Genomic DNA, 17,898 nt, shown 5'->3' with positions numbered 1-17,898 from the left:
CAAATAAATGCCTTATATATTAAGTTTAGATATTAAATCTTAAATTGGATTTAAATGGTTTAAAATATTCACTTATCAAAATGCAAAATTACATTAATTTCATAAAAAAAGCAGATTCGGTGATTTATTAAACTAGTTAAATGTGCAGGGTTCTCAATCGTCCTACATTTGTCATATCAAAATTAAACAAACAGACAAAATGGAAAATAGAATATTAGGACTGCACCATATCACTGCGATTGCAGACAACGCAAAAAGAAATTTAGATTTTTATACTCAGGTTTTAGGAGTAAGATTAGTGAAAAAAACGGTGAACTTTGACGATCCGGGAACGTATCACTTTTATTTCGGAAACGAAGAGGGAACACCGGGAACAATTCTTACATTTTTTCCTTGGGAAGGTATTGGAAAAGGAACGAACGGATCTGGTTTGGCAACTCACATCGGATATTCGGTTCCAAAAGGAAGCCTGGAATTTTGGAAAAGCAGATTGCAACAATTTAATGTACAAGTTGAAGAAAGCGAGATTTTTGGTGAAAAACTTATTTCATTTAAAGATCCTGATGGTTTACAGTTACAGTTCATTGAGTCTTCAACACCGGATGACAGAAAAGTGTGGACAACCGATGATATTAAAGATGACAATGCTTTGAAAGGTTTTCATAATATCACTTTAACTTTGAAAAAAGCTGATCCGACCATTAAAGTGTTAACTGATATTTTCGGATATGATCTTCAAAAACAGGAAGGCGAAAGATACAGATTTGCAACCGACGCCATCGAAACGGCCAATCTTGTTGATATTATTGAAAATGATAAAATTGTAACCGGAAGAAATGCGGCAGGAACCAATCACCATGTTGCTTTCAGAGTAAAAAATGACCAAGTTTTAATGGAATTCCGTGAAAAAGTAATGTCCGCTGGGCTGAGTATCACTCCGAAAATTGACAGAGATTATTTCTATTCATTGTATTTCCGTGAACCGGGTGGTGTTTTATTTGAAATTGCTACAGACAATCCGGGATTCACTGTTGATGAGCCTTTGAACGAATTGGGAACCAACTTAAAACTTCCAAAACAACACGAAGGATTACGTGCAAGAATTGAAGAAGTGCTACCGAAGTTATCATAGATCATTCATCATCATTAATAAACTAGGTAATTTAGCTAAACATTAAACATTATAACAATATGGAAACAACAAAAGTAGTTTTAGGAAACGCAAGAGGAGAAGTTCAATTGTTCTCAGACGATAAAAAAGCAGGAAAAATGGATATTTCGGTGATCAAAGATAAATTAACGGTTTATCACACCGAAGTAGACGAAGAATATGCCGGAAAAGGGTTTGCTAAATTATTATTAAACCAGCTGGTTTCTTACGCAAGAGAAAATGATTTGAAAATTGTACCGTTATGTCCTTATGTTCATGCCCAATTCAAACGCAATCCGGAAGAATATCAGGATGTTTGGTTCAAAGAAGCTAAATAGTAAAAACTAATAACTCAACCATCAACAAATAACCAAAAACCATCAAATAAAAATGTCATTAATAACAGGCCTTCACCACGTTACCGCCATCACAGGCGACGCACAGGAAAATATAGACTTTTACACCGGAGTTTTAGGACTTCGGTTGGTAAAGAAAACCATCAATTTTGATTATTCAGACGTTTATCATTTCTATTTCGGAGACGAATTCGGAACGCCGGGAACCATTATGACGACTTTCCTGTACGGAAAAGGACTGGTGAACGGAAGACATGGAAAAGGTATGTTGAATACCACCGCTTTTTCAGTATCGATGGAGGCATTGGATTATTGGACGAGCCGTTTGGAGCAGTTTAATATTCCTTTTAAACATCCACAACAGAGATTTTCTGGCGAAATTTTTATTTATCTGGAAGATTTTGATGGGTTGGGATTAGAATTGGTTTTCAATGAAAAAGATAGCAGAAAAGGCTATTCCAACGGATTTATTCCTAAAGATTATGCCATCAAAGGAATTCATCATGTTGAAATCTGGCTGGATGCTTATGAAAGAACGGCGGCTTTACTGACCACGCAGATGGATCATCAATTAATTGCCGAAAGTTCAGACCGATTTAGGTTTGCGACAGAAGATGCGCCGGGAAAATATGTTGATTTGCTTTGCACACCTTCTGCTTTAAAAGGTCTGGCAGGAAGAGGAACCGTTCATCACGTGGCTTTTGCAACACCCAACGCTGAAACTCAGTTTGAAATGATTGAAAAATTAAACAAATTCGGATTGGAACATACCGAAGTGAAAGACAGAAAATACTTCACTTCTGTATATTTCAAAGAGCCGGGCGGCGTTTTGTTTGAAATCGCAACTTCAGGTCCGGGATTCGATGTTGATGAAGAATGGGCTTCTTTAGGTGAATATTTAAATCTGCCATCACAATTTGAAGAAAAAAGAGAACATTTGGTAGAAGTTTTACCAAAAATTAATTATCCGACAGAAAAATACAGATAAAAATGAGTCATATTTTAGATATAAAAACAGGAGGAAAATCATTGAAGGAAGCTGAAAAAGTTTTAATCATGATTCACGGAAGAGGCGGAAGCGCGCAGGATATTTTAAGTTTATCACAACATTTAAATGTGGAAGATTATGCTTTATTAGCACCGCAGGCAACGAACGGAACTTGGTATCCATTTTCATTCATGGCTCAGGTTGAGCAAAACGAACCTTGGTTGTCATCAGCGATTGAAACGATTGGAAAAACAGTTCAAACTGCTTTGGATGCAGGCATAAAAACTGAAAATATTTACTTTTTCGGATTCTCTCAAGGAGCGTGTTTAACCTTAGAATTTTTAGCAAGAAATGCTCAGAGGTTTGGTGGAGCAGCAGCGATTATTGGTGGAGTTATCGGTGATAAGATCAATCGTGAAAATTATAAAGGCGATTTTAATCAAACCCCGATTTTCCTTGGAACGAGTAATCCAGATTTTCATGTTCCCGTTGAAAGAGTGTACGCTACAGCGAATATTTTAAAAGAAATGAATGCTGATGTTACGGAAAAAGTCTATACTAATTTCGGACATTCCATTAATCAGGAAGAAATAGAACTGGCAAATGAATTAATTTTTAAATAAATAATTGAAAAATAGAGTAATAGACATAGAAAGCTGAAGCGTTAAGAAAATTAAAATTTAAACCGTTAAAAAATTTCCACTGTTTGAGCACGAAGAAAAATCAGAACCGAAGGACAAATGATAAATTCGTGCGAGTTTTGGAAATTTTAGGATTAAATTTTAATTTTTAGCATTCAGATTTCAAGTCTTGACTTTTTGTTTCTTTTGTGTTAAGACAAAAGAAAAATTAAATAAATTATGAAAATCACAAAAATATTCAGCGACGAAAACGGCGACTCTCACTTCGAAAATCTTGAAATTCCATTAATCGATCATGACGATATCGGATTTTTATCTGAAAATATAGACGTTAAAAAATTACAATTCAGAAAAGTTTCTGCAGATTACGATTATGATTTTCACTGCGCTCCGCAGAAACAATTTATTGTACTTTTGGATGGTGGAATCGAAATTGAAACATCATTGGGCGAGATCAGAGAATTCCAAACCGGTGAAATCCTTTTGGTGGAAGATATTTCAGGAAAAGGACATAAAACCAAAAACCTTGAAAAGAGGGAACGAACTTCGCTTTTCATTCATTTATAGAGTAAAGAATTAACCGACATAGGAAGCTGAAGCGTTTAGAAAATTTATTTTTAGCATTCAGATTCCAAGTCTTAACCTTTTGTTTCTTTTGTGTCAAGACAAAAGAAAAATATAAAATATGCACGAACAACTACTTTTAATACTCGGCTTACTCCTCATCGTGATGATGCTGGTAATGCTGGCACAACGAATCAGGATCGCGTATCCCATCTTTTTGGTATTGGCGGGATTGGGAATCAGTTTAATTCCAGGAGTTCCGGTTCTAAAACTTGATCCCGAAATCATCTTTTTAATTTTCCTACCGCCTTTGTTGTACGAAGCAGCTTGGTACACTTCGTGGAACGATTTCTGGAAATGGAAAAGAACCATCGGATTAATGGCTTTCGGATTGGTGTTTTTAACATCGCTGGTCGTGGCATTTGCTTCACAGGCTTTGATTCCTGGTTTTACATTAGCATTAGGGTTTTTATTAGGAGGAATTGTTTCGCCCCCGGATGCTGTTGCAGCAACAACCGTTTTAAAAGGGTTAAAGGTTCCAAAACGTACGATTGCAATGCTGGAAGGAGAAAGTTTGATTAACGATGCATCATCATTAATTGTTTTCAGATTTGCCTTAGCCGCGGTGATGACAGGAATGTTTTCTATGCAGGAAGCAACCGGACAATTCTTTTTAGTAGCTGGGATGGGAGTAGTTGTCGGAATTGTAGGAGCACATATTTTCTACGCAATTCACAGATTTTTACCAACAACGCCGGCGATTGATGCAGCATTAACCGTTATGACACCCTATATTTTATTCCTTTCTGCGGAGCATTTTCACTTTTCGGGAGTAATGGCGGTCGTAAGTGGCGGATTATTCATGTCATTCCGTTCGCATGAGATGTTCAAAACGGGGGTAACAAGAATTAATATGACAGGCGTTTGGAATACATTGATCTTTGTGATGAATGCTTTGGTTTTCATCTTAATTGGTCTGGAACTTCCTGATATTATCCATGGTTTAGGAGAAACTTCTTTAATGGAAGGTATTAAATATGGTTTAATTATCAGTTTAATTGTTATTGTTGTTCGATTATTATGGATCTATCCCGTGGCACACGTTCCGAGATGGCTGAGTAAAAAAGTAAGAAAAGACCCGAGCCCGGGATGGAAAAATCCTTTGATAATCGGTTGGGCAGGAATGCGGGGCGTGGTTTCACTGGCAACAGCATTGTCAATTCCGGTAATGATGAATGATCAGGCAGAATTTCCGATGCGAAATTTAATTATCTTCATCACGTTCGTGGTTATTTTTGTAACATTAGTTTTTCAGGGATTAACCCTTCCTTTAATTATTAAATTAACCAAAATTGGAGAAATTGATCCTATTTTACCATCACACGAGCAGCAGGCAAGTATTCAGATAAGATTGGATAATCTGGCGTTAAGCAGGCTGAACGAGAAATACAAAACAAATATTGAAACCAACAGTCTGGTTGAAAATTTTAAGAATACGATTGAAAATGATATTTCCTTACAGCAAAGTCATCTGGAATCGTTGGAAATGTGTACCAACAGACGAAATGACATCAATGAATATCATCGAATTATGCTTGATATTTACGCACTTCAAAGGAAAGAATTATTCAATATAAAACGTGAAAAATACTTCACCGATGACGAAATCCGAAAAGCGGAATCTCAATTGGATTTAAATGAACTGAAAATTACAGGCAGCAGACACATGTAATTTTGGTTAATGGTTTTTAGTTGATGTTTGTTGGATGATTAACTCTGAATTTTAAAATGAAATTATCATTCAAAATTAAGTAAGGAATCTCTGAACTTAAAATAGATTTCCATTCATATTGAAGTCAAAAATCACACACCAAAAACCATCAACTAAAAACTCTCAACCATCAACAAACAACAAATCTTATGAAAACACTCAACTTCCTTGTGATAGGAAAAAATCAGGAAATTTTAGATACATTAAAACGAATTATCGAAAATAATGAAGGTTGGACGGCCGAAATTCAAAGCAATGAAAATTTTTGTTATGAATATATCAAACACAATCAGGTAGATATTGTTTTATTAAGCTCCGGATTGGATGAAGAATTTGAAAATAATATGAAGACTTTTTGTGAAAATTTAGATAAAGACGTGAAGGTAATCGACCATTATGGCGGAGGAAGCGGACTGCTAAAGAACGAAGTTTACACACTTTTTCCTAATTTGCAGCCGTAAACTTAAATTTATGTCTGAAAATATCGTCAAAAATGTCACCCGATTCATAGAACTTAGCGAAAAAGAAGAAAAATTTTTCACCGATTCATTAACACTCCAAACGTTTCCTAAGAAGACCGTTCTGTTAAGGGAAGGTGAAATCTGCCAGTTTGAAGGCTATATCCAAAAAGGCTGTGTGAGGGTGTATTACCTTGATGATAACGGTTTTGAAGTAACGATATTATTTGCCATTGAAGATTGGTGGATCAGCGATATTGCTTCATTTCAGGAACAGAAACCGTCCCGATTATACATTGAAACCCTGGAAGATTCAGAAATATTTATGCTGAATCCTACTACGAAAGAAAAATTATTAACCGAGATTCCGAAATTTGAAAGAGTGTTCAGAATGTTGGTTCAGAGAAATCTTTCCACTTTACAAAACCGTTTGGTGAACACGATTTCCAAAGCGGCAACCGACCGATATTTAGAATTCATCAAAGTATATCCTTCCATTCCACAAAGAGTCGCACAATATTATATTGCGTCTTATCTTGGCGTTTCCAAAGAATTTGTCAGCACAATCAGAAAACGTTTAGCTTCAAAAGAAAAATAAATTTCCCACAAAGAAAATATACACACATAAATTCCCCTCCATTGGAGGGGTGTCGAAAATTCAAAGAATTTTTGACGGGGCGGTTTTTAGTAATCTTAAAAACTACCCCGTCTTTTTGTTGCACAAAAATCCACCCCTTCAAAGAAGGGGAATTTAACACCGCAAACCGACATAGGAAAATGTAGCGTTAAGAAAATTACTGATGTGAACGTTAAGAAAATTCTACTGTTTGAGCGCGACACAAACTCAGAACCGAAGAACAAATCTTGACATCGCACGAGTTTTGGGTTTTTAGAGAACAAAAATATTTTTTAGCGAAAGTTTCCAAGTCTTGAACTTTTGTTTCAAGACAAAAGAAATTCAAATTTATTAAACTAGTTAAATGCCCAACAATTTCAATCTTCCGAAATTTGTTCTATCAAAACGAATAAACAACTAACAGATATGGACAGAAAAGATTTTTTAAAGAAAGGATTATTGGGAACAGGAATGTTTGTGGCATCCGCTTCATTGGGCAATACAATGAAAAACGAAATTGATGAGATCGAGCCGTTGGAACCTATCGGATACAATCATTTACCGAATACCGATTCAAAAATTAAAGATAATTCTGTCATTCATAAGGCAGATTCAAGAGGGAAGGCAGATCATGGCTGGCTGGTGAGTAATCACACGTTCAGTTTTGCCAATTATCACAATCCCGAAAGAATGCACTTTGGTGTGCTGAGAGTGTTGAACGATGATAAAGTAGAGGCGGGAAGAGGCTTCGGAACGCATCCTCACGACAATATGGAAATCATCAGTATTCCGTTGGAAGGGGATTTGGAGCATAAAGACAGCATGGGAAATTCTGCTATTATCAAAAGCGGAGATATTCAGGTGATGAGTGCTGGAACCGGAATTATGCACAGCGAATTCAATAAAAACCAAGACAGTTTGGTAAAATTCCTGCAAATCTGGGTATATCCAAATAAAAGAAATGTTACTCCGCGATACGATCAAATCACACTTGACAAATCAAAAAGTAAAAACAAATTTCAGCAAATACTTTCTCCAAATGCCGATGATGAAGGAGTTTGGATTCACCAAGATGCATGGTTTCATTTAGGAAATTTTGAAAATAATGCCGAAATCAATTATCAGATCAGAAAAAAAGGAAACGGTGTCTATGCTTTTATTTTGAAAGGAAGTGCAGAAATCGAAGGCCAAAAAGTCGAAGAAAGAGATGGTTTTGGTGTTTGGGATATTGCCGATCTGAATATAAAAACAACATCAGAAAACACAGAAATCCTTTTAATGGAAGTTCCGATGACGATGTAATAAAATTAAAATAATGAACCTCGTTTCATAATATTGTTGATAGGCTCTCTTTTTAAGGGAGTCTTTTTTATATATTTATAAATAGAATATATTTTAATAAAATGAAGAAAAAAGATAATGGCTACATCAGAAAAGAAGCGAATAATTTACTTACTAGTCAATTGAGAAAATTATTTTATGACGATAATAAGAATCTGAAAGAAAATCCATCTACAGCAGATGAGGATATGGGTATTGACTATTACTTTGAAGTTTTTGATGATAGTCTTCCTAAAGAGCCTAAACATCTTTATCATATATATAATCAAAATAAAGGGACAGAGAATTTAAAAATAATTACTACTAAAACTGATGAAAATTTTGGTAAAATTTCATTTCCACTTTCAATTAGACATGTAGAATATTTTTATTATGAATTGGATGAAGCTTTGTTATTTACAATTTGTGATATTAATAATGCGAAAGTTTATTGGTATGATATCCAAAATGATCCATTATTACCTGAAAGAATTACTGAGCAGAAAAATAGATCAATAAATTCGATAACAATATATATACCTTTAGAAAATGTCTTGAATCAACAAACTTTTAGTGTTTTATTAAAGAAAAGGAGCTATGCAAAGTATAATCAGATACGGAAAAAAGGAGGTTTAAATAATTTAGAGGCTGATTATTCTTTAATAGAGAATCATAGTAAAGATATGTTGATGATTGATAAAATTTTATACACCATCAATCTATTTGAAGGAATAAAAGTCCTTCCAGAAAATGTAATCTATCAGTTATATCCTTTTAAAGGAGATTCTGCTAGAACGAAGGTTTCAGATTTGGGGTTTGAAACGAATAATGAGGAATTTTTTTCTTTTATGAATTCAATCATTTTAGAAAATGATAAATTGAAAACTTTGGATAGTATTGAGTTGGATGAAAATGATAAATTAAGAGAAATAGTAGACTTCTTTCAAGTCAATAATATTTATCATATAAGATGGTCTGGAAATACTCTTAAAAAACAAATTTGCCTCCATAATTTATTTCATCATGGTGAGTGTAATTGCGAGAGATGCAGCTTAGAAAGACTTGACTTACTAAAGACACAAGAAATTTTAATTACAAAAAGTGCAAATACCAATTACGAGCTTTTAAGAAGAGGTTATACTTATTATTTATTAGGAGATTATATAAAATCATATGAAGTTTTTTATAAAATATACAATGATGCAAATAAAAACCAAAATCCTATTAGTTTCACAATTTCTAAATATAACTTGATTAAATTGAGAGGTTTTATCAAGTCATTTTATTATGAATCGGATAGAAGTGAAATTATCAAAAACTTAGAGAATATAAGATTTGATAATGATGAAAGATTTGTAAAAGAGTATGCACCACATTTTGTTGACATATATAAAAATATTAAAGAACAGAAATTTTATGATGATGTATTTGATAAAATAGATACAAGCTTTTTAAAAATTCAAAAACTTTATTATCGAGATAAACACGGAGGTAGTGAATCTGGTACTGCTTATCGTGACTTACAATCATCTTTTTTAAGGTTCAATTCTTATCTAAAACATAATTTTATCATTTTTAATCATTATCAAGAGTATATTGATTTATCAAAAAAGATTTTAGAAAGTTTATTTGTTGTCCATTCTTTGAAGAATCCTGAAGCTGAAAAATATGAATTTTTTGAATGGTACGCATTAGAGCTTTGGATTTTTTATGCAAATGAAGAATTTTTAACATATCTATTACAAAAATATGAAGTTACAACTATTCGAGTACACGCAGATGTTGTTAAGGAATTGAATTCATTAATAGATAATTTATTAAATTCGTATAGTGAATTTTCTAAATATTCAAGCATTTTTAGTCCCATCAGATTAGATAAAATACTTAACAATATTGTAGCAATCACAACTCTTATTGATATTGAATATGATCAAAAAGAAATTATATTATTAAAAGTTTTAAATAATTTTAAAAAGTTATCAAAGCATCACCTAATTCCTTTTAGTGGATTGTACTTATATGCGATAAGAGAAAAATCACGTATTACAAAAAAGACTTTAAAAAAAATAGTTGATATATTTATTTTGAATAATCAGAGGTATAAATATATAACTGTTTTAGAAAATTATTTTGAAATATGTACTCCCAATGAACTCAAAAAACTAATTCTTAAAGTTTTAAAAATAGACGATTTAAAAAGTATAAATGATAAGAATGAACATTTTGAAGATTTATTATATTCTTTTTCTTTATTGGATTTGGAAGCCAGAAATACTTTAAAAAATAAATTTAATGAAATTTTGGATGAAGATTTTAATTTCTCATTATATACCAATTTATTACTTTATGATTTGATTGATTTAGATAGATTAAAGTTTGATAAATATTTATCTAATATTATTGATATGTCAAATTTTGATGAAAAAAAATTTCCATTTCATACATATCAAAATTTAGATTTGTACAATATAATGAGTATTGTTTTTAAGTATGAATTAGAAATAAATGAAAGAATAAAATCTCAATTAGATAAAGTTTATCATAAAGAAAAAGAATATTATCAATGGCTCATGGATATAGAAAATTTTGATTATTCAAAATTTAATTCTTATTGGATTCTTAATAGTCAAACAAAGTATTATAATCAACGATTTAGAAAATCAAATAAATTAAAACAAGAATTAGAAAAGTCTTTGAAGAATAATTATATAGAAGGTGTTGCAAAAATATATTTTAGAGAGTTTGTATAATTCTCTATTTTTATTGAGATTATATAGTATTCTTCCTACATCATTTAAAATATTCTTGATAGAAAATTACATTCTTTCAATGTAAATTTACATTCTTGTGTTGTAAAATTACATTCTTCCGATGTGAAGTTACTTTCTTGCGATGTAAGGTTACATTCTTCCATTGTAAGATATACTTTTTGCGATGTAATTTATAAAGTGAACGATGTGGAATAGAATTTTCTCTTCATAACATTTTTTTTAACTAAAACTTAATTATCTTAACGCTAAACCATTAACTAACAACCATCAACCAACAACCATCAGCAAATTAGCAAAATCCAAAAAAAATCCCGATTTTTGCCCTCTTCAATAATTCCGAATATTCATGAAACTTTGTATTGCCGAAAAACCCAGTGTTGCCAGAGATATCGCCAAAGTATTGGGCGCTACCACGCCGAAACAAGGCTATATGGAAGGAAACGGCTATTGTGTGACGTGGACGTTCGGGCATCTTTGTACCCTGAAAGAACCACATGATTACGGTCCGCAATACAAATCCTGGAATTTGTTTTTGCTGCCGATTATTCCTAACAGCTTCGGAATTAAGCTGATCCCGAATAAAGGCGTGGAAAATCAGTTTAAAGTCATTGAAAAGTTAGTCGAAGAATGTGAAGAGGTCATCAACTGTGGGGATGCCGGTCAGGAGGGAGAACTTATTCAGCGTTGGGTATTGCAGAAGGCCAAATGCAACAAACCCATTCAGCGTTTGTGGATTTCTTCTCTTACCGAAGAAGCGATTAAAGAAGGTTTCGCAAGCTTAAAACCTGCTGAAGATTACAAAAATTTGTATCTCGCAGGAAATGCAAGAGCCATCGGAGATTGGTTGTTGGGAATCAACGCAACACGACTTTTTACGAAAAAATTTGGCGGAAATAAAGCCGTTCTTTCAATTGGAAGGGTGCAGACTCCGACCTTGGCGATGCTCGTTCAGCGTCAGAAGGAGATCGATGCTTTTACCACCGAAGAATATTGGGAACTGAAAACCAAATATCGTGACGTTATTTTCAACGCTGCGATTGATCGTTTAAAAACCTTGGAACGTGCCGAAAAAGGGTTGGAATATCTGAAAGTTAATCCTTTTGAAATCGTCTCTTTTGAAATTAAAGAAGGGAAAGAGAAAAATCCGAGGCTTTTTGATTTGACCGGACTTCAGGTGGAAGCCAACAAAAAATACGGCTATTCTGCGGAGAATACCTTAAATTATATTCAAAGTTTGTACGAAAAAAAACACGTGACTTATCCGCGTGTTGATACGACTTACTTATCCGAAAGCTTATATCCGAAAATAGAAGGAATTCTTAGAAAAATGTATCCTTATCAGGAACTGATTTCTCCGTTATTGGAAGCTCCGATTCCAAAATCAAAAGCGGTTTTTGATGATACAAAAGTGACAGATCACCATGCCATTATTCCGACTGAAGTTCCGCCTTCGCACAATCTGAGCAGGGAAGAAAAGTTGATTTATGACTTAATTGCCAAACGTTTCATCGCTGTTTTTTATCCTGAATGTAAAATTTCAAATACATTGGTAGAAGGAAAAGTAGGCACAATTCCTTTTAAAACAAGTGGTCGACAAATTCTGGAACCAGGTTGGAGAGCCGTTTACGCTAAAGAACCGAAAGAGGAACCCACAGATAAGGATAAAGAAAAAGAAAAGGAAGAAGAACAGACGATTCCTGAATTTATTGTTGGCGAAACCGGACCACATGATCCGATGATTCACCAGGGAAAAACATCACCGCCAAAACCATACACGGAAGCGACGCTTCTTCGTGCCATGGAAACTGCCGGAAAGCAGGTGGAAGACGAAGAACTTCGAGAAATGTTGAAGAATAACGGTATCGGAAGACCTTCAACCCGTGCAAATATTATCGAAACGCTCTTTAAAAGAAAATATATTGAGAAGAAAAGAAAAAATCTGATTGCTACTCAAACCGGAATTCAATTGATCGATACGATTGAAGACGAATTGCTGAAAAGTCCTGAACTTACCGGAGAATGGGAGTCAAAGCTTCGTAAAATTGAAAGTGGTGAATATGAAGCCAATCAGTTTAAGAAAGAATTGATTCAGATGGTAACGGAACTGACCAAAAAAGTGGTTGATGGAAAAGGGAAGGTGATCACTTTGTATGAAGAAAAAGAAGAGGTTAAGGAAAAGAAAAAACGTGAACCCGCTGTAAAAAAAGAACTGCAGTCCTGGGAAGAAACCAAATGTCCGAAATGTAAAGAACATCATTTAATGAAAGGCAAAACAGCCGTTGGATGTTCTGATTTTAAAAATTGCGGATTTAAACTGGATTTCGAAATCTTCGGTAAAAAATTATCAGATAAGCAGCTTTTGGATTTAGTTATAAAGGGAAAAACCTCAAAATTAAAAGGCTTCACCACACATCCTGAAAATATAACAGAAGGTGTAGCTTCACTATCTCCCGAATTTACCGTTTCATTAGCTTAACGGTTTTTGATTATTTTCTGATACATTGACTTAGGAAGCAGTAGCGTTAAGAAAATTGAAATTTAGTCCGTTAAAAAATCCCACTGTTCGAAGCACGAAACTAATTAGGAATCGAAGCAAAATTCTGAATTCGCGCAAGTTTTGGGGATTTTAGGAATACATTGAAATTTTTAGCGAATGATTCCAGTCTTGAATTTTTTGTTTCAAGACAAAAGTAAAATTAATTTTCTATTAGATTTTCTTTTATAAACCATTAAGGGATAATTAAGGAGTTAAGTAGAATTAAGAAAATCAAAGATTTTAATTTAGAAGGGAAGCTTAAATTAATATTCTTAACTTCTTAACTCAAATCTTAATGGTTCAAAATAATTAATATAAAATCAACTAATTTTAAACTTCTTCGGAGATTTTCCTGTCATTTGCGTAAACTTTCGGTAGAAATATTCCAACGTATTAAATCCAGATTCAAAACAGATATTTTTGATATCAATTTCAGGATTGTTGATGAGTAGTTGCTTGGCACGTTCTATTCTCAACTCAATAATATATTCCACAGGTGTACAATTGTAAGAATGCTTGAACTTTTTAAACAAATTGGCCTCGCTCATTCCGGCGATTGAAGCCAGCTTTTTGATGGTGATCGGTTCGCGATAGTTTTGTTTAATAAAATGAACCACTTCCTGAAGCCCGTTTTGAAGATTTTCTGTTTTATTGCTGTTTAAAAGAAGATGTTTGGCATTGGTTTTCATCAGTTCATAGATCAGCTCCTTTAAGCTTAGACTTAAAAGAAAATCTGAAGTACCCTGCATTTTCTCGTCAATTCTTCGGTTGTAAAGATTGGTTAAACTTTGCCATAACGAAACATCAGAACTTACAAACTTTTTCACGGTATTTTCCTGCATCATAATTCCGGTTTTCTCCCAGTCGGGATGCCAGTTTTCGATGACTTCCGAAAAAACATGGTCGATATATTCCTGTTCGATATTTAAAACCAGACATTTGGTCGGTTCCTGAAAAATAGGGTGAATATCAATACTTAATTCTTTATTACAGGGTGGAATAAATACGCTTCTTTCCCTAAACTCAAAAGTTTCTTCCTCACTTCTGATGATCTTATTTCCGCTCAGCATTAAAGTGATCACGGGTTTCTCAAAAAAGAATGGGAAATCATGGCATACAACATTGGTTTCAAACACATTCAATTCACCGAAAGGAATGCTGAAAACGGTTCTTTCTTCGATCTTTTCCATTATAGCGTAGAGTTTAAGTTAAAAAATATAGAGAATAAGTAAATGATTTATGTCATGTTTTTGTCATTTTCGGGGTGTGTAAAATACAAAATAAATCGAAACAATGGAAAATACTTCATTTGCAAAAGAAACGACAACTGTAAATACAGAATTTTTATCGCTAAACCCTTCTACCTTAGAGGTTATCGGGAAAGTAGAAAATACATCAGCAGACGAAATAGATCGTAAAATAAAGAATGCAAAAATTGCCCAAAAACAATGGTCAGCCAGACCGGATTCAGAAAGAAAAGAAATATTGCTGAAGGTGGCAGAAGCATTACAGCAGAATTCTAAGCACCTGGCAGAATGGATTACACGTGAGCAGGGAAAACCATTGAGTGGACCGGGATCTAATTTTGAAATGCAGGCCTGCGTAGGTTGGACTCAAGTTCCGGCATCATTGGATTTACCCGAAGAAGTTGTTTTTGAAGATGATACAAGAAAAGATATTTTGTACAGAAAACCGATCGGTGTTGTTGCAGCCATTGCCCCGTGGAACTGGCCATTGATGATTGCAATCTGGCAGATTATTCCTTCTTTGAGAATGGGAAATACGGTGATTTTAAAACCATCGGAATATACAACTTTCAGCACATTGGAAATGATTAAAGTGATTAATCGTGTTTTACCTGAAAATGTTCTGCAAGTAGTTACAGGAAGGGGAGAAGTGGGATCTTATCTTACTGCACATCCTGAAATCGGGAAAGTGATGTTTACAGGATCTATTGCGACAGGAAAAAAAGTGATTGAAGCATCTGCTAAAAATATGGCGAGGCTGACATTGGAATGTGGCGGAAATGATGCCGGAATTATTCTTCCCGGACTTGACCTTTCAAAACACATCGAAAACCTTTTCTGGGGTGCATTTTTAAATATGGGACAAACCTGTGCCTGTTTAAAAAGATTGTACGTTCATGAAAACGATTATGAAAACGTGGTGAAGACATTGTCCGATTATTCCGCCAATATCCCGATGGGGAATGGGGCTGATGAAAATAATGTATTGGGACCGATACAGAACAAAATGCAGTTTGATAAAATTCAGGATTTGCTGAATGATGCTGAAAATAATAATGCTGATTTCTTATTTAAAGGTCAAAAACCGGATCAAGAGGGCTATTTTATCTCGATTACACTGATCGGAAATGTAGACAACGGAAGCCGTGTTGTGGATGAAGAGCAGTTCGGACCTGTGCTACCAATCATTAAATATAAAACTTTAGAGGAAGCCGTAGAAAAAGCCAATGATTCTGAAAATGGCTTAGGAGCTTCGGTTTGGGGTGATGATCTTGAGGAAGCACAAAAAATTGCAGCTCAGTTGGAAGCAGGCACAGTTTGGATCAATCAGCATGGAGCGATTAATCCTTTTGTACCATTCGGCGGAGCAAAAAAATCAGGATATGGAGTAGAATTCGGTGTGGAAGGCCTGAAAGCCGTTACCATTCCAAAAGTGATCAGTATTAAAAAGTAATCAGTATCTCAGAATTATTCAAAATACAATGGCTAAAAATCTTCGTGTGCTTTGCTAAGCAGAGCGGCTTTGCGAACTTAAAAGCGGTCAGTAGTTTAAAAAAAAACTTTGGGGGCTTTGCGTTAAAAAATGATTTTTAGCAAAAAATAGAAAGAACAAATTAAAACTTATGAACTACGATTTTATAGTTGTCGGATCCGGTTCGGCAGGCGCTGTTATAGCCAATAGATTAAGCGAAAACGAAAATATAAAAGTACTTCTTCTCGAAGCAGGAGCGGATGATCATGTTCCTGAAGTTCAGGCGCAGGCGGGCTGGCCGGCGATCTGGAATACAGAGAGAGACTGGGCATATCATACCGTTGCTCAGGAAAGTGCGGGCGGAAATACGAGATATTGGCCTCGGGGAAAGACGTTGGGCGGTTCGAGTTCAATCAATGGGATGATTTATATTCGAGGTCACCGTCAGGATTATGATCACTGGGCTTACAACGGTTGTGTGGGCTGGGACTGGGAAAGTGTATTGCCTTATTTTAAAAAATCAGAGACGCATGAAGAAGGCGAAGATGAGGTGCATGGAGGAAACGGACCACTTTTCGTAAGCAGAATCAAACGTCCGAATCCTATTTCCATCAGCGCGATTGAGGCCTGTAAAGAATTAGGTTATCCCGAAACCGATGATTTTAATAAAGAAATCTGGGGTGCCGGACTGAATCATCTGAGCGTTGGAAAAGATGGCTTGAGATGTTCTACTGCAAAAGCGTTTTTAGATCCTGCAAGATCACGAACTAATTTGGAAATTCATACCCATGCATTGGCTCAGAAATTACTTTTTGAAGGTGATCGATGTGTTGGAATTCAATATTTAAAAAATGGGGAACTGGTTGAAGCAACTGCGGATAAAGAAGTCATAGTTTCATGCGGAACGATAGAATCAGCAAAACTTCTAATGCTTTCCGGAATTGGTGATCAGGAAGAATTGGAGACTGTGGGAATTTCCGTGGTTAAAGATTTGAAAGGGGTCGGAAAAAACCTTCAGGATCATTTGCTGACGAGTGTTATTTTTAAAGCTAAAAAAGAAATTCCGGCTCCCGAAGCTAATCTTTTGGAAGCTCAATTATTCTGGAAAAGTAAAGAAGAAATGGTTTTCCCGGATTTACAACCTTTATTCATGGGGCTTCCGTATTACAGTCCTGGGTTTACCGGACCTGAAAATGCCTTCACTTTTTGTGCCGGATTCATCAGACCTGCAAGTCGAGGATATATTAAATTAACTTCTTCAGATCCATTCGTTTCTCCTGAAATAGATCCAAAATATCTTTCCGAAGAATCTGATCTTGATGCTTTGTATCGATGCGTGGAAATCTGTCGCGAAATGGGAAGAACCGAAGCCATGAAAGAATGGAATGACGGTGAGATTTATCCTGGTGAAGGCAAAACGAAAGAGGAAGTGATCGATTATATCAAGAAATCGTGTTCCACCTATCATCACATGACGGGAACCTGCAAAATGGGAATCGACAGCCTGTCGGTGGTAGACCCTCGTTTAAAAGTATATGGTATCAAAGGGTTGAGAGTTGCCGACGCATCCATCATGCCGGATGTCGTTTCCGGCAATACCAATGCTCCAACGATTATGATTGGCGAAAAAGCCGCTGATATGATAAAAGAAGATTATGGTCTGAAAACACAAAATCTTTCCGAAAATTTTTCTTTGGCTTAGATAATTTTAGGTAAAACAAATGGCTGTTCAATGATTTGAATAGCCATTTTTATTTGGAAGCTTTTTGACTTCGTCGAATTATTATTTTATCTTTTTTTAGGAGCAATTTGATTCCATCGAAAAGCAGTTTATATTTTTTTATTTGAAGCTTTTTCCCGCTCTTCGCACTCGCTATTTTTTTAGGGATTCGGTTCGGGCTGGCAAAGCCAGCCGTAGGGATCTAAGCATAGGCTGCAAAGGCTGATTATGAAGGGCAGTCAGATTTCTTAGGCATTTTAAAAACAAAAGCAAAAGTAGGTTTATCTGG

14 protein-coding genes are annotated in these 17,898 nt (G+C 34.8%); 13 read left to right on the top strand and 1 reads right to left on the bottom strand.

Annotated features, from left to right (window positions below):
• The first annotated feature begins 199 nt into the window (after positions 1 to 199).
• The 11 genes from ABEG63_RS18320 to ABEG63_RS18270 all read left to right on the top strand — a co-directional run bounded on the left by ABEG63_RS18320 (position 200) and on the right by ABEG63_RS18270 (position 13,111).
• A complete protein-coding gene (locus ABEG63_RS18320) occupies positions 200 to 1,132 on the top strand; it encodes a ring-cleaving dioxygenase (protein WP_346586737.1) in 933 nt (310 codons plus the stop codon).
• 59 nt (positions 1,133 to 1,191) lie between these two features.
• The gene (locus tag ABEG63_RS18315; protein ID WP_346586736.1) at positions 1,192 to 1,488 is read left to right on the top strand and encodes a GNAT family N-acetyltransferase; all 297 of its coding nucleotides are present in this window, start codon (positions 1,192 to 1,194) and stop codon (positions 1,486 to 1,488) included.
• Between the two features lie 52 nt (positions 1,489 to 1,540).
• Positions 1,541 to 2,494 (top strand): VOC family protein, encoded by a 954-nt coding sequence (locus ABEG63_RS18310; RefSeq protein ID WP_346586735.1) that lies wholly within the window; start codon positions 1,541 to 1,543, stop codon positions 2,492 to 2,494.
• A 2-nt stretch (positions 2,495 to 2,496) separates the two neighbouring features.
• The gene (locus ABEG63_RS18305; RefSeq protein ID WP_346586733.1) at positions 2,497 to 3,117 is read left to right on the top strand and encodes a dienelactone hydrolase family protein; all 621 of its coding nucleotides are present in this window, start codon (positions 2,497 to 2,499) and stop codon (positions 3,115 to 3,117) included.
• Positions 3,118 to 3,354: 237 nt separating this feature from the next.
• Positions 3,355 to 3,702 (top strand): hypothetical protein, encoded by a 348-nt coding sequence (locus tag ABEG63_RS18300; protein ID WP_346586731.1) that lies wholly within the window; start codon positions 3,355 to 3,357, stop codon positions 3,700 to 3,702.
• A gap of 118 nt (positions 3,703 to 3,820) precedes the next feature.
• On the top strand, positions 3,821 to 5,431 hold the full coding sequence (locus ABEG63_RS18295; RefSeq protein WP_346586730.1) for a Na+/H+ antiporter: 1,611 nt from the start codon (positions 3,821 to 3,823) through the stop codon (positions 5,429 to 5,431).
• Positions 5,432 to 5,619: 188 nt separating this feature from the next.
• Complete coding sequence (locus ABEG63_RS18290) at positions 5,620 to 5,931, top strand: hypothetical protein (RefSeq protein WP_346586728.1); 312 nt, start codon at positions 5,620 to 5,622, stop codon at positions 5,929 to 5,931.
• Between the two features lie 10 nt (positions 5,932 to 5,941).
• Positions 5,942 to 6,526 carry a Crp/Fnr family transcriptional regulator gene (locus ABEG63_RS18285; protein ID WP_267406957.1) on the top strand — a complete coding sequence of 195 codons (585 nt, stop codon included), beginning with the start codon at positions 5,942 to 5,944 and terminating at the stop codon, positions 6,524 to 6,526.
• 444 nt (positions 6,527 to 6,970) lie between these two features.
• Complete coding sequence (locus ABEG63_RS18280; RefSeq protein ID WP_346586726.1) at positions 6,971 to 7,846, top strand: pirin family protein; 876 nt, start codon at positions 6,971 to 6,973, stop codon at positions 7,844 to 7,846.
• Positions 7,847 to 7,947: 101 nt separating this feature from the next.
• On the top strand, positions 7,948 to 10,614 hold the full coding sequence (locus ABEG63_RS18275) for a DUF4365 domain-containing protein (RefSeq protein WP_346586725.1): 2,667 nt from the start codon (positions 7,948 to 7,950) through the stop codon (positions 10,612 to 10,614).
• Positions 10,615 to 10,981: 367 nt separating this feature from the next.
• Positions 10,982 to 13,111, top strand: a complete 2,130-nt coding sequence (locus ABEG63_RS18270) for a DNA topoisomerase 3 (RefSeq protein ID WP_346586723.1) — start codon at positions 10,982 to 10,984, stop codon at positions 13,109 to 13,111.
• Between the two features lie 380 nt (positions 13,112 to 13,491).
• On the opposite strand, the gene ABEG63_RS18265 is transcribed toward ABEG63_RS18270, so the two are convergent.
• A complete protein-coding gene (locus tag ABEG63_RS18265) occupies positions 13,492 to 14,361 on the bottom strand; it encodes an AraC family transcriptional regulator (protein ID WP_346586721.1) in 870 nt (289 codons plus the stop codon).
• A gap of 103 nt (positions 14,362 to 14,464) precedes the next feature.
• Here ABEG63_RS18265 and ABEG63_RS18260 point away from each other — a divergent pair, with 103 nt between their 5' ends.
• Both ABEG63_RS18260 and ABEG63_RS18255 read left to right on the top strand, forming a co-directional pair.
• Positions 14,465 to 15,871, top strand: coding sequence for an aldehyde dehydrogenase family protein (locus ABEG63_RS18260; RefSeq protein ID WP_346586719.1), 1,407 nt, complete (start codon positions 14,465 to 14,467; stop codon positions 15,869 to 15,871).
• A gap of 169 nt (positions 15,872 to 16,040) precedes the next feature.
• The gene (locus ABEG63_RS18255) at positions 16,041 to 17,591 is read left to right on the top strand and encodes a GMC family oxidoreductase N-terminal domain-containing protein (protein WP_346586717.1); all 1,551 of its coding nucleotides are present in this window, start codon (positions 16,041 to 16,043) and stop codon (positions 17,589 to 17,591) included.
• Positions 17,592 to 17,898 lie beyond the last annotated feature (307 nt).

Source organism: Chryseobacterium sp. C39-AII1, from assembly GCF_039672645.1.
Taxonomy (GTDB): Bacteria; Bacteroidota; Bacteroidia; order Flavobacteriales; family Weeksellaceae; genus Chryseobacterium.
Note: the sequence above shows the minus strand (reverse complement) of the source record. Positions and strands in the feature narration are given on the sequence as shown.

Coding starts and splice junctions, on each gene's coding strand:
- ABEG63_RS18295 (WP_346586730.1), top strand. CDS start 3,821: ATGCACGAACAACTACTTTTAATACTCGGCTTACTCCTCATCGTGATG.
- ABEG63_RS18280 (WP_346586726.1), top strand. CDS start 6,971: ATGGACAGAAAAGATTTTTTAAAGAAAGGATTATTGGGAACAGGAATG.
- ABEG63_RS18320 (WP_346586737.1), top strand. CDS start 200: ATGGAAAATAGAATATTAGGACTGCACCATATCACTGCGATTGCAGAC.
- ABEG63_RS18255 (WP_346586717.1), top strand. CDS start 16,041: ATGAACTACGATTTTATAGTTGTCGGATCCGGTTCGGCAGGCGCTGTT.
- ABEG63_RS18260 (WP_346586719.1), top strand. CDS start 14,465: ATGGAAAATACTTCATTTGCAAAAGAAACGACAACTGTAAATACAGAA.
- ABEG63_RS18265 (WP_346586721.1), bottom strand. CDS start 14,361: ATGGAAAAGATCGAAGAAAGAACCGTTTTCAGCATTCCTTTCGGTGAA.
- ABEG63_RS18315 (WP_346586736.1), top strand. CDS start 1,192: ATGGAAACAACAAAAGTAGTTTTAGGAAACGCAAGAGGAGAAGTTCAA.
- ABEG63_RS18275 (WP_346586725.1), top strand. CDS start 7,948: ATGAAGAAAAAAGATAATGGCTACATCAGAAAAGAAGCGAATAATTTA.
- ABEG63_RS18310 (WP_346586735.1), top strand. CDS start 1,541: ATGTCATTAATAACAGGCCTTCACCACGTTACCGCCATCACAGGCGAC.
- ABEG63_RS18270 (WP_346586723.1), top strand. CDS start 10,982: ATGAAACTTTGTATTGCCGAAAAACCCAGTGTTGCCAGAGATATCGCC.
- ABEG63_RS18290 (WP_346586728.1), top strand. CDS start 5,620: ATGAAAACACTCAACTTCCTTGTGATAGGAAAAAATCAGGAAATTTTA.
- ABEG63_RS18285 (WP_267406957.1), top strand. CDS start 5,942: ATGTCTGAAAATATCGTCAAAAATGTCACCCGATTCATAGAACTTAGC.
- ABEG63_RS18300 (WP_346586731.1), top strand. CDS start 3,355: ATGAAAATCACAAAAATATTCAGCGACGAAAACGGCGACTCTCACTTC.
- ABEG63_RS18305 (WP_346586733.1), top strand. CDS start 2,497: ATGAGTCATATTTTAGATATAAAAACAGGAGGAAAATCATTGAAGGAA.